The organism is Pantoea rwandensis (genome assembly GCF_000759475.1).
GTDB lineage: Bacteria > Pseudomonadota > Gammaproteobacteria > Enterobacterales > Enterobacteriaceae > Pantoea > Pantoea rwandensis_B.
In genome coordinates this window covers 3,600,778-3,621,332 of the sequence record NZ_CP009454.1, presented here as the reverse complement: position 1 = coordinate 3,621,332, position 20,555 = coordinate 3,600,778, and the positions used below count along the sequence as shown (strand labels likewise).

The window sequence follows — 20,555 nt, the reverse complement described above, 5'->3', positions numbered from 1 at the left end:
CCACATCGTTAATCTGAAGAGAATTCAACCCATGCAAACCTTACCCGTAAACCCGCAACGGGCGGCACAAACCTGCCCGGCACCTGTTGAAATATGGCAAAAGCTGCTGACGCATCTGCTCGAACAACACTATGGACTCACACTCAGTGATACCCCGTTCAGCAATGAAACCACCATCCGTGAGCATATTGACGCCGGAGTATCCCTCAGCGATGCGGTGAACTTCCTTGTGAAGAAATATGAACTGGTACGCACTGACCGACCTGGTTTCACCATTATGGAGCAGTCACCTTTTATCACCCCAATCGATATTCTCCGCGCCAGACAAGCTACCGGTCTGATGAAGCGTCGTGGTTATAGAGCAGTGAGTGATATTACTCGTGGCAAAATGAGTCGACTGGAGAAAAAGCATTGAAAATCTCGATGAATGTTGAAGCTGATGGGATTAACGTCCTTGCGCTCAACATGGGAAAAATCGCCGTCGAAATGGATCGGGTTGATGTTGATGAGCTGATTGATGTGGTCAACGACAACGGTTACATACTTCGCATTGCCAGTACTCCTGGTGAAATAATTGTTGAAGATCCTCTGCCTGTAACCGCCAGAACTAACGGTATTCAGTGCAGTACAGCCCATATCACCGATGAAGATAATGCGTTACTGCACACACTTTCCCAGCAATATCAGGATTATGGTGATGCAGAATGGATCCACTACACTGGCTCTGGTTATCTGATACGCCTCGATGCCTGGGCATTCCCGGTTCTGCGCCTGAAACGCTGTGGGCTGTCGAAAGCCTGCCGTAAGTTGCTTGTGACGCTGATACGTCGCTATGCCATCAGCACCATTCACTTTGACTCCTTTGGCGACATTCTCCCCGGCTTTATCACCTTCGACTGGTAGCTCGCGCTCATTCTAAACCTGACGAAAAAAACAGGTCCCTCTGGATATTCGCTACCTCCAGGTCACAGAGTAAATAACCGAGTGAGTAGCTATTATTTCACACACCGCTCACATAAGCGCCAGCCCTCATTCGGCTGGCGTTTTACATTGATATAAAGGAAATAATCCATGTCTGAGATACCAGTCAGTAACGACCACAACGTAATAACTGGTCATACCGAAATCATTAGCTCTACCAGTATTGAGCGTATCGTGACAGGCCGCAGCGCGGCACTGTTACAGATTGAAGAACTCATCCAGCAACTTGCCGACATCTCGACGCTGACCAGTAGTATTGGTGGCAAAACGGCCCGTGACTGGGCCATGCGTCAGGACTTTCGTTGTGGCTGCTGGCTCATGGAAAACGTGAAAACCGCAATGAGTACGATTACCTGCAATCTTGATCGCAGCATCTGGCGTGACCTGATGCAAAAATCAGGGATGATCTCGTTGATGGACGCCCTGGCGTGTGACCAGTGGGACAAAAACCTTGAGGTTGACGATTTTCCTGAGATTAGCGAAGCCAATATTCTCAGTACCTTTGAACAGTTAAATCAGAGTAAAGCGGAAGTGTTTGAGCGCGGCATCATTAACGTGTTTAAAGGACTGTCATGGGATTACAAAACCAATAGCCCGTGTTTTTTCGGTAAGAAGATCATTATGAACAATCTGGTGACGCACAACCGCTGGGGCTACAGCCTGACGTCGGGGGATCGACGCGATCAGTTGACGGATCTGGAACGGATGTTGTTTTTACTGGATGGTAAAGCGATACCCGATAATCGTGCTGATATTTCCATCAACCTGATGAATCACATTCGTGATAACCTTGGCAAAGATGTATATGAAGATGCGTATTTCTCTATTCGTTACTTTCAGAAGGGAACGGCACACGTTACGTTCAAGCGTCCTGAGTTAGTGAAAAAGATGAACGACATCATCGCAAGGCATTATCCGGGGATGTTGGCGTACAGATAGTGAGGCGATACAATAGCTGTTGCCAGAGTTAGTAAGCCTCACTACAGATTTAATCAGTAAAGCTACGCAAAGTAATGTGTTGGTATAATCGTTGGTATAATTTTTTTCGAACACGATTTTATGATTTATAGTCAATGACTTAGATTGTTAATTTGAATCCTGTAGGGGTGCCAAATTAAATCAACGAGTTACCTCCTCCCATCTCCCTTTAAATTTCACCATGGGACAGATTTGGGACACAAAAAAGGCGGTATGAGCGGTCTTAAGTCGTTTGAATAAATTCACCCATGCAACTCTAGATACCCCTTTTCAACATCGTACTTTAGATGTTTAGTTAAAGAGAATTGAGGGTCAGATACTTTAAAGCGCCTTTTAATCATCGATTGATACTCGCCAACAGTCATGCCATCAACCAGCTCATGATTAATATTAAAGCCTGAGCAGTTCGTTCCCAATTTAGATCCGCGCCGATGGCTTGTACCCACAATTTTGATGACGAAATGCAAATTGGCGTTGATATCGAATGTTGAAATATTTTTGAAAGTTACAATCATATCCCCTCCAGTTGTATCTATTGATATCAGAACGAATATCATCAAGCAGTTACGATGTCTTTTGATTTTCGATAGCTAATTTAAAACCCGCGCTAAGCGGGTTTTAAATTTATTTATAATGTGTTTTTTTCTATCAATCTTGCCTTGGTTAAAAAGATAATTGCAATTATAACCAAGAGCTTTGGAAAGCTCTACATGATCAATACTCACATCTTCATAAATCACAGCTTGCTCGCTTCAAGCATTGTTTGCGTAATTATAAGCTCTGATTGCCATGGATATTACCCTCTCACAATTATATAGCCTTTTATCCAAGTCAGGTGAAGTTATAATATCGAGGTGAGAACTATTAAGCAGGTATCCCCCCATAGAATTCTGCACCTCCTTTACCACTCCTTGATGAAAAAGCGTTATGCCCCTTTCAACATATCAAACACCACGCGGGCAAAGCCTTTCGCCAGTTCAGGGTTAGAGAGGTATTGCACCATCATCTCCTGCTGGGCGTCGTTGCTGTCCATGACGGCATCATCAATGGCTTTCGGGAAATCACCCAACATCGCCTGTTCGCGCGTATTATTCGCAATCTGGGTCATCACCGCCTGGTTTTCTGACAGCTTGTCGCGCACCGCAAAGGCATAATTGATCATGTCTTTATCGGTGAGATTATCGGTGACAAATAGCTCATTAAGGCGAGACAGGATATTCGATAGGAACTCTTCTTTCTTGTCCTTCGGCTTCGCCGTACCGACATCATTCCCCGGCGTGATTTTGTATTCTTCAGCATCCTCTTGTAGCTTCAGGTGCTGTTCATGAAGCTTCGACAGGCGATAATGGCTCATCTCCACGTTGCTTAAATCAATCTCATCCCCTTCGATACGCTGTTCATGCAGTAACGGACGCAGATGGCGGGCAAACAGGCTCAGCTTTTCCAGATTCTTGTCGTCATAATCGACGATTTGCGACATAAACTCGTAAAAGCGGACAAAGCTGCCGAGATCTTTTTTGAAGATATCCAGCTTACTTTTTTCTTTCTCGCAGTCCTTAAAGGTGTTTTCCGCATTGGTGATCAGCACAACATCACCGGTCTTCTTGGTGCGTTCAAACATCTCTTTGGCCAGCACATACGCATCAATCGCAGAGTTGTAGCGATGCTTCCAACGCTCAACCGGAGGTTTGCAAATATTGCTGATGGCCGCGTTAGATTTGTTTTTGCTGAAGAACGCCTCGCAGAACTGCTCTACTTCGCTCCACAGGAAAATACCGCTGGTACGCAGCTTTTCAAACAGTTCAAAGACCAGTTGCGGATCGCTGACATCGGTCAGTTCCGCTGTCTGATAGTACGGCTGGAAAGCACCCAAAATTTCGTCGGGTTCGTTGTAGAAATCGAGCACAAAGGTGCCGGACTGCGCTTTTCCAGGATAGGTACGGTTCAGGCGCGACAGCGTCTGGACACACTCCACGCCGCCCAGTTTTTTATCCACATACATGGCGCACAGCTTGGGCTGGTCAAAACCGGTCTGGAATTTGTTGGCCACCAGCATTACCTGGTAGTCATCGGAATCAAATGCTTTGCGCATATCCCGGCCTTTCAGCCCTGGGTTCATATTGATTTCAGTGAACTTCTGGTGAAGCAGCGCAAGGCTGTTGTGGTCATCTTCATGGAACTCAACTTCACCGGAGAATGCCACCATTGCGCTTATCTTGTCGTAGTTTTGCTGGGCGATATATTTATCGAACGCCAGCTTGTAACGCACCGCCGCTTTACGCGAACTGGTCACCACCATCGCTTTCGCCTGACCGGCCAGCAAATGCATCACATGCTTACGGAAGTGCTCAACAATCACTTTTACTTTCTGCGACACGTTATGATCGTGCAACGTAACCCACTGGCTCAGTTTGATCTTCGCTTTCTTGCTGTCCACTTCCCGGTCAGGATCGTCCAGCTTTTGCAGCAGCTTATACGCCACTTTGTAGTTGGTATAGTTCTTCAGCACATCAAGAATAAAGCCTTCTTCAATGGCCTGGCGCATGGAGTAAACGTGGAAAGCTTCCGGTTTGTTCGTTTTCGACGCCGGTTCCTGCGGATTAGGACGACGGCCAAATAGCTCCAGCGTTTTGGCTTTCGGTGTAGCGGTGAAGGCGTAATAGTTTAGGTTATTGCTGCCTTTACGCGCGGCGACGGTGGCATCCAGAATATCTTCTGAAGATATCTCCACATCGTCATCCGCCTCTTCGGTCATCAGCACTTCTTTCAGCTGTCGCGCAGTGGAACCGCTCTGCGAGGAGTGCGCTTCATCGGCAATCACCGCGTATTTACGCTGCTTGAGGCTGACGCTGTTTTCAATCGCTTTCAGGACAAACGGGAAGGTCTGAATGGTCACGATAATGATCGGCTGCGAGTTTTCCAGCGCGCTGGCAAGCTTCTCCGATTTAGAGCCGTCACCTTCTTTGTTATTGATACGCCCGACCACGCCATCCTGATGTTCAAACTGATAGATGGTGTCCTGCAGCTGGTCGTCAAGCACGGTGCGGTCCGTCACCACAATCACCGAGTGGAACTGCTTCTCGCCATTTTCATCATACAGGCAGGAAAGCTGGTGGGCTGTCCAGGCGATAGAGTTCGATTTGCCCGACCCGGCGCTGTGCTGAATCAGGTATTTATTGCCAGTCCCTTCTGCTGTTGCGGCCGTAATCAGCTTGTTCACCACATCCCACTGGTGATAACGCGGGAAAATCAGGCTCTCGCTTTTGTACTTCAGGCCAATGGCGTTTTCTTTTTCGACAATTTGCAGATGCACAAAACTGGCGAGAATTTTCAGCAGGTTGTCCGGCAGCAGCACCTCATTCCACAGGTAGCTGGTGGCGTAGTCGTTGGCATCTTCTGGGATATCGTTCCCCGCACCGCCGTCATGGGTACCTTTGTTAAACGGCAGGAAGAAGGTTTTATCACCCTCAAGTTTGGTCGCCATAAACACTTCATACTGGCTGACGGCAAAGTGCACCAGTGCGCCGCGTTTAAAGGTCAGCAGCGGCTCGGGTTTATTGGTGCCAAGATCTTTTGGCAAACGCGTTTTCTTATATTGCGTGATGGCGTTTTGCACCGTTTGCTTAAATTCAGACTTCAGTTCGAGGGTCGCTATCGGCAGGCCATTGACGAACAACACCAGGTCGATGCGCCATTTCTTCGCCTTAACGCCCGTTTCTTCAAAGGCAGCGTTCGACGCATGCGGGCTGTAAACCAGCTCCGGCACGATGCGGCAGATATTCTGTTTGTAGCGAGTCAGGGTTTCCGGGTTGAGGTTATGTTCCGGCTTAAACTGGCACAGCAAAAAACGCGCATTATGGCTTTTGATACCATGACGCAGCACGCCGAGCGTACCGTAAGTGCGAGACAAAACATCGGTGGCGTTGATGTCCGCTTTTTTCAGCTGCGCCACCAGCGCATCGAGGAAATGACGCTCGGTATCGGTAGGATAAATTTTGGCAAACTTCTCCCATTCCTGCGGCTGCGTGGTCTGCACAAAGGTCAGCGCATCCTGGGAATACAGCGCACGTTCGCGATCGTAGCCGTCGGTTTTGCCACAAATCCAGCCTTTTGCTTCCATCTGAGCAATCATCTCATTCTGGAAAATCAGCTCTTTGGTGCTGTCCATGCTCATGCGATGACCTCCTGTTGCTCCTCGGTGTCCTGCAGGTCAGGAACAACCCATTCACGGACGTCGATTTTTCCGGTGACGGCGGCGGAGATAAGGGCTGTGCGGCGCTCCTGGAGCAATACAAGTGAACATTCAGCATCATCTATTAGTCTGGAATATTGAGTTTTAATAACCCCAACCATTTCATCAATACTTTTCTGTTCTGAATTTGGAGGGATACAATTGGTATATTATATACTTGCTCAACCCTTAAATGACTAACCGTGCTACCAGCGGCCTCACTTTCAATATATCTTTTAAGACAATCTGAAGTTAGATAGTCGAATAAAAAATTAGTGTAGTCACTCTGATGGCAAATGAAATTCATCATCCTTTGCCCCAAGCATAATTTCGTGAAAGCAGGAACGATGCAAACTTCACCTGCAGGTGCCTCACGTGTAAATAATATTGAACCAACAGGTGGAACACCTCGCTCAGTCCAAGTATTATAATTTCGCTCATTAGTATAAAGGGCGCCATCAAGTACTAAGCTCTGTTTTTTTACATTTGTAGTTCGTACAACCAAATACTCTCCATCATCAAAATACTCAGGGGTTCTATTCTTACAATCAATTATGTTAGCCACATGCTTTAATTTCTTAACTTCCCAATGTGCTGGTACTTCTCCCAGCCATTCAACACCAGAATCTTTCATCGGCACATCATGGTTTAGCCCTTTAGTGACGGCATGACTAATCACTGCCTGACGTTTTTCTTTCAGAATTTCAATAAGTTGCTGTTGCTTCCCGATCAGGTTGTCGATTTTTGCGGTTTCGTGATCTAAAAAATTAGCAATTTTTTCTGCTTCAGAATGTAAAGGTGCAAGTAAAAATGAGTTTTTTATAAGCTCTTGGTTTAATATTTTTGCACCATAGATATTAGTTGATGCATTTTCAATAACAAATATTGGGAGTGCATAGTACAAATATGATAGAGGCAGCTGAGCTTGGTCCAAAAATGATGCGATAGCTTCATTTGTATAAAGATCACATCCTGCAAATGAAACTGCGCCAACCGATAGCTTAAAGCTATACAGCAGAGAACCACTAGGGGTGATATCCATTGATGCTTCTTTTGCAGCTTTATCAGAGATATATTTTGCTGTAGATGAAATAAATTTATCTTTTAAGTCAGAAATATTGACCCATAGATTATCACCAATGAAGTTAGCATCATTTTTAGTTGGCGGGGTCCAACCAACCTGAAATGGAGCCAGATACTTTACTTTACTTATAGTCCAGCCCTTAGGAATAACCCCCAACCACTCAACCCCAGAGTCCTTATATTCTGGATACGCCTTATACCTAGTCATCAGGAATGTACCTCCTGCAGCAGCTTCATAATCTCGGCGCTGACCGCATCCAGATCGGTATCAATTTCTTCCAGCGCGCGCGGTGGCTGATAAACATAGAAATGGCGGTTAAACGGAATTTCATAACCGACAATCCCCACCTCACCATCTTTCGCATCGCGCTTATCAGCATTAATCCACGCATCCGCCACATGTGGCAGCACTTCCGCTTTGAAGTAGTTTTCAATCAGGTCGCTGGTGGCAATCGCCGGATTTAGCGGCACGTTCTCGTTATCGCGCAGCTCACCGTCCTGCTCAAACTCAACAACCTTGCCTTTGTATTCAAACGCACCGTACAGCGGCTGGGCGGCTTCTTTCAGCGTCTTCTTCACCACCGGCTCGGCATCCGGATTTTTGGTGGTGATGGCATCGATTAACTGCTTGTTCTATTTCGCATCCAGCTTCACGCCAGCGGTTTTGATGGCTCCTTTCAGGGTCAGCTGGAACTGGTTGAAGTCATTGCTCACCAGCGTGTTGCCACCCGCCTGCGTACCCAGAGCTGCCTGAAGCTGCTGTGCCTTTTCCATTAACCCGCGCTGTGCCAGCCACAGTTTGCTGTCGAGCAGGTCTTTAATCTGCTTCTCTTTCAGCTCGGCAAATTCGGCTTTGATGATGGCGCGCGCTTCGACTTCCAGTTCGGAGAAATCACCGTAGGTATCCTCATGCCATTGGGATGCGAACTCTTCATACAGACGTTCCATCGGCGCGTTTAACGGCTTCGGCGCAAAGCGCAGAGTCGCAATCGCCTCATCCGTCACCTGAGCAGATAAACGCAGCGGGCGCTCAATGTTCAGGCGGCGATACCCAAAGTCGGTACTGTTAAAGATTTTGCTGGCGAAGGTTTTCGGCGTTTCAGTTTTAGCAGAGACAGGCTGACGACCACGGCTGGATTTTTGCTCCGCAGCTTTTTCCAGACCCAGTTCTTCCAGGGTTGTGGCATCCACCACCTCAAAATCACCGAAGGTTTGAGTAATGATTTTTCGATAAGCTTTGTTTATTCGATTTCGCTTGGAGCCTAGAGATTTTCGCATCTTGATATACAAGTTGCTGCCGTCGATTAACTGTACTTTGCCCTTACGCTCAGGCGCTTTCTTGTTGGAGAGGATCCAGACGTAAGTGGCAATGCCGGTGTTGTAGAACATATCCGTTGGCAGCGCGACAATGCCTTCCAGCAGGTCGGCTTCCAGAATATAGCGACGGATTTCGCTCTCACCGCTGCCCGCACCACCGGTAAAGAGTGGGGAACCGTTAAGGATAATCCCGATCCGCCCACCGTTGCTCACGGTGCCATCCACATTGTGGTTGCCGAGTTGGGGCACATAAACGCGATGATCTCCTCCATCGAAGAGGCAAAAACCCCGCTGCTGGTGCAGATTGAAAAACTCGGTAAGGCGATTTTCTACATCATTCTGCTGATGATGGCCGCGCTGTTCGTGTTCGGTTATCTGCTGCGCGACATCCCGCTGGCGGAACTGCTGCTGGCAGTGATCAGCCTGGCGGTCGCGGCGGTGCCAGAGGGTTTACCGGCCATCATCTCGATAATTCTCTCACTAGGCGTGCAGTCAATGGCGCGCAATCACGCCATCATTCGTAAGCTGCCGACGGTAGAAACCCTCGGTGCCATGTCAGTGATCTGCTCGGATAAGACCGGCACGCTGACCATGAACGAAATGACGGTGAAAGCGCTGGTGCTGGCGAATAGTCACTGGCGTATCAGTGGCAATAGCTACGAGCCGAAAGGAGAGTTTCAGCTAGAGAGTGGAGAGCGCGATGAGGCACTGCTCAACGGCTTTTTACAGACGGTGGATATCTGCAACGAGAGCCAGTTGAGGCAGGATCAACAGGGCCATTGGGGGATTGTCGGTGGCCCCACAGAGGGCGCGCTCAAGGTGCTGGCGGCGAAAGCGGGCATCCATTCGGCAAGTGTGCAGGTGCTGAGCAAGCTGCCGTTCGATTCGGCCTACAAATATATGGCCGTGAGTTGCCTGATTGATGGCAAAGCGTGCCTGTTGCTGACCGGCGCACCGGATGTGTTGCTCGCGCTATGTCAGCAGCAGCAGGGCGCGCAAGGGGCCGAAGCGCTGGATCGCGACTACTGGAACGCCGCGATCACCACTTATGCCAGCGAAGGGTTGCGCACCGTGGCCGCGGCCTGGCGCTGGCTGCCGGAAGGGCAGCAGCAGATCGATCACGCCGATCTGCGCGAGGGCATGATGATGCTGGGTCTGGCGTGCATGATGGATCCGCCACGTCCCGAAGCGATTACCGCCATACGTGACTGCCAGCAGGCGGGGATTCGCGTCAAGATGATCACTGGTGATCACCCGGAAACGGCGATGGCCATCGGGCAGATGTTGGGGATCGGCAACAGTGACAGCGCCATCACCGGCTATCAGCTGGAGCACATGGACGATGCAGAACTGAGTAAAGCGGCGCGCGAGTACGATATTTTCGCGCGTACCAGCCCGGAACATAAGCTGCGTCTGGTGAAAGCGCTGGCGGAGAGCGGGGAGATCGTCGGCATGACCGGTGATGGCGTGAATGATGCGCCTGCGCTGAAACAGGCCAATGTCGGCATCGCCATGGGCATCAAAGGCACTGAAGTGACCAAAGAGTCGGCGGACATGATTCTGGCGGATGATAACTTCGCGACTATCGCGGCGGCGGTGAAAGAGGGGCGCCGTGTTTACAATAACCTGAAGAAAACTATCCTGTTTGTGATGCCGACCAACCTCGCGCAGGGGCTGTTGATCATCATCGCGATTCTGATGGGCAATCTATTGCCGCTGACGCCGGTGCAGATTCTCTGGATGAATATGGCGACCTCGGCAACGCTCTCATTTGGACTGGCGTTTGAAGTCGCCGAGCGCAATATCATGCGTCGGCCGCCGCGTAATGTGCGCAGTCATGTGATGGACGGTTACGCCATTTGGCGAGTGGTTTTCGTCGGCCTGCTGATCTCGATTAGCGCCTTTGTGCTGGAAGCCTGGCTGCAGCCGCGCGGTTATTCGCCGGAGTTCATTCGTACCGTGCTGTTGCAGATGCTGGTCACTGCCCAGTGGGTGTATATGCTCAACTGCCGCAACAGCGATGGCTTCTCGCTGGATGCTGGTTTGCTTAAAAACCGCGGTATCTGGCTGGTGACGCTGGTGCTGGTGGCGTTGCAGGCGATGATTATCTATCTGCCGCTGATGAACACGCTGTTTGGCACCGAGCCGCTGCCAATTAAATATTGGTTTATCTCGCTCGCGGTCAGCGCCGGGATTTTCGTGCTGGTGGAAATCGAGAAGCAACTGACGCGCGGCTGGCGCGTCGCCCGATAGCTCACTCTGGCTGGCGCAGTGCCAGCCAGACTTTTTTCAGCAGGAAGGTGAGGGGAATTGCCAGTATCGCGCCGGTGATACCGAGCAGCGCTTGCCAGAACAGGAAGGCGAGCAGTTGCACGGTTAGGGTGAGATTGAGGCGCTTGCCGAGCATCAGCGGCTCCAGCACCGAACTGAGCAACAGGTTCAGCACCACAAAGAATCCCACCATCATCAGGCTGGTTTGGGTATCGAACAGGATAAAGGTCTGGATCACTGGCGGAATCGCTGCCAGAAACGACCCGAGCACCGGAATGTAGTTGAAGATAAACATCAGCACGCCCCATAAAAAGGCGAACTTCAATCCCAGCAGATGCGCAACGCCCCAGACAATCACGCCGCCCAGCAGGCCGGTCAACGTTTTCACTCGCGCGTAGACAATCACACTCTGAATCCCTTCTTCCAGTGCGATAAACAGTGCGGAGTGCTGTTTGCTGGCGCGCAGCGTGCGTTTCAGCAGCGGCAGTTCAATCAGCATAAACAGCAGCATCAGGAACACCATTAACCACCACGAAAGCAGGCCGGGGATTAACGACAGTTGCGTCGTGACAAAGCGCACCACGGCACCGGCATCGACAAAATTAAGCATCTCATCGGCGGTAAGCACGATGCCCATCTGACTCAGGGAAAGCGTGAGGTATTGCAGTTTGGCTGCCACCAGATTGGGTGCTTGTCGGCTCAGTTTGATCAGATCCGGAGCGGAGGCGCTCAGTGACATGATGGTGATGACGATCAGCAGCAGCAGGATGGCAATCACCAGCAGGGAAGAGAGCACGCGCGGAATACGATAGTGCGCCAGGCGGCTAATCAGCGGATCGAGCATCACGGCGAGGAAGATGGCCAGCAGCACCTGATTGATCAGCGGCGCGCCGAGCCGTAGTCCTAACAACACAATTGTCAGGCAAGCGAGTAAAAACAGGGCTTGTGCCAGTGGCGAGAGGGATTTTAACCAACCCTGGTGCATGGGTGCGATTCTCCAGTAAGCGGCGGTTGCCCGAATAGAGCAACCGCCTGATGGGGAAACGGCTTACTCGCGCGTTTTTCCCTCTTCGATAAACTCTTCGTCGATCTCTTCGGCGTTTTCGCGGTTGTCACGACCCGAGAGCAGATTCCAGCAGGCGATAAACAGCGCTGCAATCAGCGGACCGATAACAAAACCGTTGATACCGTAAACTTCCATGCCGCCCAGTGTGGCGATCAGGATCAAGTAGTCAGGCATTTTCGTGTCTTTACCCACCAACAGTGGGCGCAGGATGTTGTCCACCAGGCCTACAATCACTACGAAGAAACCCACCAGGAACAACCCTTTCCATATGGCGCTGGTGGCGAAGAAGAAGATGGCAGCGGGCACCCAGACAATCGCTGAACCCACAGCAGGAATCAGTGACAGGAACGCCATTAATGCACCCCAGAGTAAGCTGCCGTCAATGCCCGTGAACCAGAAGGCAAGACCGCCCAACACGCCCTGAACCACCGCGACCACTACCGTGCCTTTGACGGTAGCGCGTGAGACGGCGGCAAATTTCACCATCAGATGATGTTTAACATAGGTGGAGAGCGGCAGCGCTTCCAGTATTAAGTTGACCAACCACGCGCCATCCTTCAGCAGGAAGAACAGCAGGTAGAGCATCACGCCAAAGCCGACGGTAAAGGTGAAGGTGCCTTTGCCGATCAGGAAGACGCTGCCCGCCATATACTGGCCGCCTTTGAGCGCGAACTCAGACAGCTTCTGCTGCAATTTGCCAGCGTCATTCAGATTATGGTCGGAGAGATAACTTTGTGCCCAACCCGGTAAATGCTGGATCAGATCAGCAAACACCGCAGGGAATTGCGAGGAGTTGTTCTGCAGCTTGGTGTACACCGTGTTGACTTCCACCACCATTGACGAGGTGATGATTGCTAATGGCGTGAACACGATCAGGCAGATGATCGCCAGCGTGGCAAAGGCAGCGAGTCCGTTACGATCGCCCATTTTGCGGCGTAACAGCGACTTTAAAGGATGGAAGATCACCGCCAGAATGGCAGCCCAGAAAATGGCGGAGAAATAGGGTGTCAGCACATCGAAAAAGGCGACCGTGACGATCGCTAAAATCACAATAAAGAAACCGAAGTTAAGGCCTTTGATACGCATTCAATAGTCTCGTTAGTAAACGTGGCGATTGAACTATAGAACGTGAAACGCGGAATGTAATGCTTTTAGGCCACGCGTGCGGACATCGGATGTCCCGATCTGTCCTGCTGATGTCTGCCAGCGGGCTGGCGCAAAGGTTGTTTCACGGTGATGATGATGAAAAATCTGACGGGAGATGAGCGATGCTGGAATTACGCCCCAACTGTGAATGCTGTGATAAAGACTTACCGCCGGACTCACCGGATGCGCGTATCTGCTCGTTCGAATGCACCTTTTGTGTCGAGTGCGTGGAAACGACGCTGAACCACCGTTGTCCGAACTGTGAGGGTGAGCTGGTGCGCCGTCCGGTGCGTCCGGCGGCGGCGTTGGCGCGCCATCCGGCTTCGACCACGCGTCATTTATCGGCTTCCCCGACGCGCTGAATCCACTGGCACCGTTGCGCCTCGCTCAGGTGTTTAATGCCGTACTGGCGCAGCAACGTGCGGGAGATGGGGACTTAGCGTAGCCGTTTAACCAACCGTGATCCCCCTCAGGCTGGCACTGACTATTATTCTTTCCACGATTTCTTCCCGCGGAAATAAACAGTAGCGGTAACGTAATATTCTTACGCTGACAGCGAAGTTGAAATAAACATCCGATAATCGATATAGAACCTGAACTATATTTAGCGCGATATTAATCACGATTGTGAATTAATCGGGATGCGTCGCTATTTTCGCTAATTAATGCCTGGTGAATTGATGAATAACGCTGAAGTCTGGTCAGGGAAACGCTTTGCTGAAGCATTTTTAACGAAATAGCATTGATTTGGCAGTGTTTTATCGCCTGGTGGCTGTGGGGTTATCGCGGGTAGTCGGTTCATTTCATTCCACTGCGCGAGCACGAAATTTATCAAACCGCTATTCTGGTCAGAGCACAGACCTTATTTGTACTTCAGAACCGTCGCACAGCAGATTATTTTTCTGCACCGTTTTATTTTTACGGTTTTTTCCGAAAAGCAGGGGTTTTTAAAAGAATTTTGCATTTTAAAATGGTATTGTTTATCCGCAATGCTAGTGATGTGGCGTTGTGTGCTTCAGTTTTACCCTCAATTTTAGGGTTTACCCGCTTTATGCAATTTATGGAAATAGCATTCTCCACCCGATCCTCGCGATCGGGTTTCTTTCCTCTCCGCTGTAGGATGAATCCGCTGACTTTAAGACCAGATAATGTCAGAAAAGATACAACCGTTAAGAAATCGCTAATTTGTAGTAATTTAATGTAAGTCTGCGGTTTTTAAGAGTTTTGGAAATCCTTTTTTGTTTTTAATTGGTGAATAGTGTCTCTCGACGGTGCAGTAACTGCCGTTATCATTGGAGGCAACATCATGAAAAAAACAACATTAAGTCTTATTGCGTCACTTATTGCATGCAGCACACTGTTCTCTTCCGTTTCCTGGGCAGATGGCCCGGGCGACCAGCGCTGGCAGCAGCACGGCGGCGACCAGCATCAGGATCATGGCCGTGGCCCTGACCATGGCGGCGATCGCGGCCCGGATCATGGCTACAACCATGGCCCGGACCGTGGCCCGGATCATCATGACCGTTATGCCGACCATCGTGGCCCAGATGGACACCATGACGGCGATCACTTCGCCTGGAACGGCCACGATTTCCGTCGCGGACACCCAATGCCGCCAGAATTCCGCGGCCCGCACTATCGCGTAGATGACTGGCGTGAACGCCGTCTGCCAGAGCCGCCACGCGGTGAGTACTGGTCTTACGTTGACGGCAATTACGTCCTGATTGCTGCCGCCACTGGCGTGATCACCTCGCTGTTGCTCAACGGCGCGTTCAACTAGTCTCTCCCACGGATGGCTACGGCCATCCGTGTTTCTCTCTGCTTTCTGCCTTCACCAGGTTATTCTGTCTGCGACCCTTTTTTCCCTACAACGCGCTAAGGAGTCATGATGACCGTGGTAAAAATGGTGGCAGTAGACAAGGACGGCACCTTTCTCGACGATAAAAAGCAGTACAACCGGGCTCGTTTTCAGGCTTGTTATCAGGAAATGAAACGGCGCGGCATCAAATTTGTGGTCGCCAGTGGCAACCAGTATTACCAACTCAAATCCTTCTTCCCCGATATCTCCAGCGAAATTGCCTTCGTCGCCGAAAACGGTGCATGGATCATCGATCGCGATGAAGAGCTGTTCTGCGGCGCGTTCAGCCGTGACGATATCGATGCGGTACTCGATACCCTGCACAACGGGCACTACCCGGAACTGCGTTATATCCTCTGTGGACGTGAAAGTGCCTACTACTTCGAAGGTCTTGAGGAGAGCTGGCTGGTGAAGATGCGCCACTACTGCCACCGTCTGAAGCCGATTCGCAGCCTCGATGAGGTCGCGGATGACAAACTCTTCAAGTTCGCCCTCAATCTCTCCGATGATTATGTTGAACCGTTAATGGCCGATATCGAACGCCTGCATCAGGGTTCGGCCGCAGCGACCTCCAGCGGCCACGGCTCAGTGGATCTGATTGTGCCTGGCAATCACAAAGGGCATGGGCTCGATCTGCTCGGTAAACGCTGGGGCATCGATCGCAGTGAGATTTTGGTGTTTGGCGATGGCGGCAACGATCTGGAAATGTTGCAGCAATCGGGCTTCAGCTTCGCTATGGCGAATGCCCCGCAAAAAGTGAAAGACGCCGCACGCTATGAAGCGCCCAGCAATAATGAAGAGGGTGTGCTGCAGGTGATCGAACAGATGCTGGCAGGCAAACCGCCGTTTACCCTCTGAGTGTCATCTGACACGTTATTCATTATTTGCTTTGTCGATGCGCTAAGCATATGCAGTCGCGGTGAGATGAAGCGGCGCACATGGCGCGGTAATGTGGCGGAAGAGTGATGGTGTGCGGGCGTGCTCTGGCGCGCCCGCACCGTTTAAATCAACCGATGTTAAGCAACGTGCCAGGCCGCAGTAATCATCTCGGTGAGGGTGGGGGCATCGTAACTGACCCAGCCGTTTTTACTGTTGGCGCGCGCGACAATCCAGTCAACGTCGGTGGCGCTCAAGGTCGGCCCATCCTGCCAGAACGGCACAATCGCATGCTGCTGCAACCAGGCTTTGAGCGCCAGCGCGGTCGGCGCCGGATCGTCCGGTAACAATGCTTGTCCCAACTGTGTCATCAAACGCTGCTGTTCAGCGTGTTCGGTTTCCGCCAGCACATCGAGGAATGGGAACAGCAAACGCCCACACACTTCTCCGTGATGGAAAGGTTTGATAGCGCCCAGTTCACCGGCAATCCCATGAATCACGCCCAATCCCGCACTGCTCAGGCATACGCCGCCCAGCCAGGAAGCCATCATCATCGCTTCTCGCGCTTCATCACCTTGCGCATCGTCACGATTCAGGTTTGGCCACGCCTGAAAGAACAGCCGCAGCCCATTCAGCGCCGTTTGTTGGGTAAACAGATTGCCTTTGCGCGACAGATACGCTTCAAACAGATGGGTAAATGCATCAATGGCGCAGGTTGCCAGTACGCTATCTGGCGTGCCCTTGAGCAAATCGGCATCCAGAATGGCCACCTGTGGCACAAACACCGGATGGCGCAGCGAGGCTTTCACCTGAATATGCTGCTGATCGGTCACCACGGCGTTTTGCGTCGCCTCACTGCCCGTTCCCGCTGTGGTGGGAATGGCGATCAGCGGCAGAGTGATCGCCTGAACCGGCGTATCGCCCACTTTCTCCAGGTAGCGTGCGGTGTTCAGCGGATGCTGCATCATGGCGCTGAAGGCTTTGGCGGCATCCAGCACGCTGCCGCCGCCGATCGCCACTACGCGATCTACATGACCGCGCCAGCGATTGACCCAGGCATCGATTTCATCAGGCGAGGCTTCATGGCTGACAATCTCATAGCCCAGAATCTGGTCATTGAGTGCCGCACCGAGTCTCTGCCAGGCGGGACCGTTAAGGAAAGATCGACCACAAAACAGCAATGTCGGTTGGGGATGGGCAGCCAGCAGCGGCAATAATCGGTCAATGCTGCCACGTCCAAACAGGGTTTGTTGATTACTGTACAACTCAATCAGATTCTCACTCACCTGCAGATCCTTTTTTGAAGGGCATAAAGACCTTAGTGTAACCAAAAGCGGTGACGCCCCCGCTGCAAACATTCTGATAACTGCCTGGCAAAAAGTTGATCACCTTCGCAAAACAGAAATTCCCCCCGCGCGGCTGATGCTTTGTGCGCAATGTTACCCTTAACATGATACCCGTAACATTGTGCGACAGACCGCGTGCCTCTCAGCGATGTCACCGAATCGACTGTCCTTTGGGATAAACAAAACAAACCGCTGCCGACATGCTGTCGTGCGCAAAAGTGGAGAAAAATTATGCCATTACTCTATGTGGCGATTGGCGTAGCCTTACTGCTGCTGTTAATGATTCGCTTCAAGCTGAACGGATTTATTGCGCTGATCCTGGTCGCGCTGGCGGTGGGTATGATGCAGGGTATGCCTGTCAACAAAGTGATTGGATCGATCAAAACCGGCGTAGGCGGCACGCTGGGTAGTCTGGCGCTGATCATGGGCTTTGGCGCGATGCTGGGGAAACTGCTGGCCGACTGCGGCGGTGCCCAACGTATTGCCACCACGCTGATTGCTAAATTTGGTCAAAAACACATTCAGTGGGCGCTGGTCTTAACCGGATTCACGGTGGGCTTCGCGCTGTTCTATGAAGTGGGCTTTGTGTTGATGCTGCCGCTGGTGTTCAGCATCGCGGCGTCGGCGCGTGTGCCGTTGTTGTACGTCGGCGTGCCGATGGCTGCGGCATTGTCGGTGACGCATGGTTTCCTGCCTCCGCATCCAGGCCCAACAGCGATTGCGACGCTGTTCAACGCCGATATGGGTAAAACGCTGCTGTATGGCACGCTGCTGGGTATTCCGACCGTGATTCTGGCGGGGCCGGTGTATGCGCGCTTCCTGAAAGGCATCGACAAACCGATCCCGGAAGGTTTGTGGAACCCAAAAACCTTTACCGAAGCAGAAATGCCGGGCTTTGGCGTCAGCGTCTGGACGGCGTTAGTGCCGGTAGTGCTGATGGCCTTGCGTGCCGTCTCGGAGATGGTGTTGCCGAAAGGGCATCTGTTGTTGCCGTATGCAGAGTTCTTTGGTGACCCGATTATGGCAACGCTGATTGCGGTACTGATCGCCATCTTCACCTTTGGTCTGAACCGTGGACGGAGTATGGATGAAGTGATGGGCACCATCACCGACTCGATCAAAATCATCGCCATGATGCTGTTGATCATTGGCGGCGGCGGGGCGTTCAAGCAGGTGCTGGTGGACAGCGGCGTCGATAAATACATCGCGAGTATGATGCACGAGACCAATGTATCGCCGATCTTTATGGCGTGGTCTATCGCGGCGGTGTTGCGTATCGCATTGGGTTCAGCCACCGTAGCGGCGATTACCGCCGGCGGGATCGTTGCGCCACTGATTGCTACCAGCGGTGCCAGCCCGGAACTGATGGTGATTGCCGTGGGTTCCGGCAGCGTGATCTTCTCTCACGTCAACGATCCGGGCTTCTGGCTGTTCAAGGAGTACTTCAACCTGACCATTGGCGAAACTATTCGCTCCTGGTCCGCGCTGGAAACCATTATTTCGGTGTGTGGTTTGGTCGGCTGTTTGCTGCTGGCTAACGTAATCTGACGGAATTCAGCTGAGGCAATGTGCCTCAGCTTCTTCACTGCTGCGGTCTACTGCGCCAGCGCGCGGAAGGCCGCCAGCTCTTCATCAGGCATGCCTGCCTGTAATGCAGCTGCACAAATCTGTTCCCAACTGTTGCTATCGAGCGGAATACCCTCACGATCGCGTTCGGTACGATTCTGTTCTTCCCATTCACCCGGAACCTGAATCGGTGCATCGCCGCTTTGTGGCGAGCGTTTTACCCATTCGAGGAACGATTCTGCTTCTTCCTGCATCGCAGGGGCATCAAACGCCTCGGGATTGACGATGATAGTGGTCATGCAGTTGAAAATGGCGTCATGGCTGCTGACCAGCGTGGCATCGTGCGTGGTGCGGCCGCCGGAGAGCGCACCGCCAAGAATTTCGCACATCGTGGCCAGCGCATAACCTTTGTGCAGGCCAAACGGCATCAGCGAGCCATAAGGTGCCTGATGCATCACGCCGGGCTCGGTGGTGGGCTGCCCCTGGTGATCGATCAGATAACCGGGCGCGACCTGTTGCCCTTTGTTCCATGCCACGCGCGTTTTACCGTAGGCAATGCCGCTGGTGGCGAAATCGAGCAGCAGCGGTTTGGCATTTTGGCGCGGGAAGATGGCACAGAAGGGGTTAGTACCAAAACGGCGATCGCTGCCGTTAAAGGGCGCAACCATCGGATCGCCCATCACGTTGACGAAATGGAAAGAGACGAATCCCGCCGCTGCGCACTGTTCCGCCCAATGACCGATACGACCAATATGGTGGGAATGGTGTAAGCCGACCGCAGCGATGCCCAGCTTCGCTGCCCGCTCAATACCCAACTGCATCGCCTGATGTGCAGCCACCTGACCAAAGCCGTTATGACCGTGCAGGGTGAGCACCGCACCGGCATCCTTTTCAATGGTGGTGTGCTGGTTCAGTTGCAGGAAGCCCTGCTTCAGTGAACTCATATAGCTCGGGATCATTCCCACGCCGTGGGAATCGTGACCGGCCAGATTGGCGGCCACCAGATGGTCAGCCACTAAACGTGACTCTTCGGCGCTGCTGCCGGCATGTAACCAAATGGCCTGAACAAATTGATGGAGCTGGGAAGGGGGAAGTCGGTAAAGGGTACTCACGCGGTCAATCTCCTTGTCATGTTCGATATTGCATCCTGCGCTTAAAACTATCATCACCGCAAGTGAGGGTTATCAAAAGCAAAGGGCCACAATCTGTGGCCCAAAAACTCAATGCGGCTGTTCAAAGCCCGCTTTTACCATCTGATCGCGCAACGCGCGGGTAATTTCACGGTTCCCACCCGTGACCGGATAAATGACATTGTTGACGACATCGTCAAGGTAATGCTCTTCAAATTCTTGCATGGTGAGTTGGGTGCCACCTTCATCATTAATGGCAATGCTGCCACTGATGTGGTTGCCGTAATCCTTTGCCTTCAGGCTGTAACGCCCCATGCTGGTATTAATCGTGCTCATATGATCTCCTTGTTACGTAGGCAGTGATAACAATTGAGGCCTGCTAGAGGCGCTGTAAGTTTAGACAGCACAGGCTGGCGGTGCGCAGCGGGAGAGGGGGATAAAATTGCGACATGCGATCCGTCTCGCAGAAATAAAACTGAAGGCAAGGCAACGCTCATCACGATGCGTGACAGTGCTCGCACTGCACAGCGAACACAGAATGATCATCTATACTGGTTTACAGGCGCGTTATTTTTCATCACTGAAGGAGCGAACAATGAAAATAATTCTGTGGATTATTGCCATCATTTTTATCGTGGGATTACTGACGATTACGGGTGTATTTAAACTGATTTTCTGACACGAACAGGCACCCGAGGTGCCTGAA

General features: G+C 51.5%; 14 protein-coding genes and 4 pseudogenes. 8 read left to right on the top strand and 10 right to left on the bottom strand.

What is annotated here, in order from left to right; genetic code table 11:
* Positions 1–31 precede the first annotated feature (31 nt).
* The 3 genes from LH22_RS16590 (at position 32) to LH22_RS16580 (ending at position 1,920) form a co-directional block, all read left to right on the top strand.
* The gene (locus LH22_RS16590; protein ID WP_038648396.1) at positions 32–415 is read left to right on the top strand and encodes a TA system toxin CbtA family protein; all 384 of its coding nucleotides are present in this window, start codon (positions 32–34) and stop codon (positions 413–415) included.
* Positions 412–903, top strand: a complete 492-nt coding sequence (locus LH22_RS16585) for a DUF5983 family protein (RefSeq protein WP_038648393.1) — start codon at positions 412–414, stop codon at positions 901–903. Before LH22_RS16590 ends, LH22_RS16585 begins: the two co-directional genes overlap by 4 nt.
* 168 nt (positions 904–1,071) lie before the next feature.
* Positions 1,072–1,920, top strand: coding sequence for a DUF4942 domain-containing protein (locus LH22_RS16580; protein ID WP_038648390.1), 849 nt, complete (start codon positions 1,072–1,074; stop codon positions 1,918–1,920).
* A gap of 281 nt (positions 1,921–2,201) precedes the next feature.
* Here the strand turns inward: LH22_RS16580 and LH22_RS16575 are convergent, their stop codons facing one another.
* The 5 genes and pseudogenes from LH22_RS16575 to LH22_RS16560 all read right to left on the bottom strand — a co-directional run.
* Positions 2,202–2,474: a hypothetical protein gene (locus LH22_RS16575; RefSeq protein WP_038648388.1), complete on the bottom strand. Its 273-nt coding sequence runs from the start codon at positions 2,472–2,474 to the stop codon at positions 2,202–2,204.
* Positions 2,475–2,884: 410 nt separating this feature from the next.
* The gene (locus tag LH22_RS16570) at positions 2,885–6,133 is read right to left on the bottom strand and encodes a type I restriction endonuclease subunit R (protein WP_038648385.1); all 3,249 of its coding nucleotides are present in this window, start codon (positions 6,131–6,133) and stop codon (positions 2,885–2,887) included.
* Positions 6,130–6,249, bottom strand: a pseudogene (locus LH22_RS21040) (restriction endonuclease subunit S); the annotation flags it as partial. The pseudogene LH22_RS21040 and the gene LH22_RS16570, both read right to left, overlap by 4 nt.
* A 26-nt stretch (positions 6,250–6,275) precedes the next feature.
* Positions 6,276–7,481, bottom strand: a complete 1,206-nt coding sequence (locus LH22_RS16565; protein ID WP_052059433.1) for a restriction endonuclease subunit S — start codon at positions 7,479–7,481, stop codon at positions 6,276–6,278.
* Positions 7,481–8,803: pseudogene (locus tag LH22_RS16560) on the bottom strand (HsdM family class I SAM-dependent methyltransferase); the annotation flags it as partial. The pseudogene LH22_RS16560 and the gene LH22_RS16565, both read right to left, overlap by 1 nt.
* Positions 8,804–8,827: 24 nt before the next feature.
* On the opposite strand from LH22_RS16560, the pseudogene LH22_RS16555 reads away from it, so the two are divergent.
* Positions 8,828–10,843: pseudogene (locus tag LH22_RS16555) on the top strand (HAD-IC family P-type ATPase); the annotation flags it as partial.
* Position 10,844: 1 nt separating this feature from the next.
* On the opposite strand, the gene LH22_RS16550 reads toward LH22_RS16555, so the two are convergent.
* Positions 10,845–11,846, bottom strand: a complete 1,002-nt coding sequence (locus LH22_RS16550; protein ID WP_038648382.1) for an AI-2E family transporter — start codon at positions 11,844–11,846, stop codon at positions 10,845–10,847.
* A 63-nt stretch (positions 11,847–11,909) separates the two neighbouring features.
* Positions 11,910–13,013 carry an AI-2E family transporter gene (locus tag LH22_RS16545; RefSeq protein WP_038648379.1) on the bottom strand — a complete coding sequence of 368 codons (1,104 nt, stop codon included), beginning with the start codon at positions 13,011–13,013 and terminating at the stop codon, positions 11,910–11,912.
* 182 nt (positions 13,014–13,195) lie between these two features.
* Here LH22_RS16545 and LH22_RS16540 point away from each other — a divergent pair, with 182 nt between their 5' ends.
* The 3 genes from LH22_RS16540 (at position 13,196) to LH22_RS16530 (ending at position 15,789) form a co-directional block, all read left to right on the top strand.
* Complete coding sequence (locus tag LH22_RS16540; RefSeq protein WP_038648376.1) at positions 13,196–13,435, top strand: DUF1272 domain-containing protein; 240 nt, start codon at positions 13,196–13,198, stop codon at positions 13,433–13,435.
* Between the two features lie 944 nt (positions 13,436–14,379).
* Complete coding sequence (locus LH22_RS16535; RefSeq protein WP_038648374.1) at positions 14,380–14,853, top strand: RcnB family protein; 474 nt, start codon at positions 14,380–14,382, stop codon at positions 14,851–14,853.
* 108 nt (positions 14,854–14,961) lie between these two features.
* Positions 14,962–15,789: a Cof-type HAD-IIB family hydrolase gene (locus LH22_RS16530; RefSeq protein WP_038648371.1), complete on the top strand. Its 828-nt coding sequence runs from the start codon at positions 14,962–14,964 to the stop codon at positions 15,787–15,789.
* Positions 15,790–15,947: 158 nt separating this feature from the next.
* Here the strand turns inward: LH22_RS16530 and LH22_RS16525 are convergent.
* Positions 15,948–17,259, bottom strand: a pseudogene (locus LH22_RS16525) (iron-containing alcohol dehydrogenase).
* 125 nt (positions 17,260–17,384) lie between these two features.
* On the opposite strand from LH22_RS16525, the gene gntT reads away from it, so the two are divergent.
* A complete protein-coding gene (gntT, locus tag LH22_RS16520) occupies positions 17,385–18,701 on the top strand; it encodes a gluconate transporter (protein WP_038648365.1) in 1,317 nt (438 codons plus the stop codon).
* Between the two features lie 47 nt (positions 18,702–18,748).
* Here gntT and LH22_RS16515 read toward each other — a convergent pair whose 3' ends face one another.
* A complete protein-coding gene (locus LH22_RS16515; protein WP_038648362.1) occupies positions 18,749–19,831 on the bottom strand; it encodes a malate/lactate/ureidoglycolate dehydrogenase in 1,083 nt (360 codons plus the stop codon).
* A gap of 108 nt (positions 19,832–19,939) precedes the next feature.
* Complete coding sequence (locus tag LH22_RS16510; RefSeq protein WP_008103719.1) at positions 19,940–20,185, bottom strand: hypothetical protein; 246 nt, start codon at positions 20,183–20,185, stop codon at positions 19,940–19,942.
* Between the last annotated feature and the right edge of the window lie 370 nt (positions 20,186–20,555).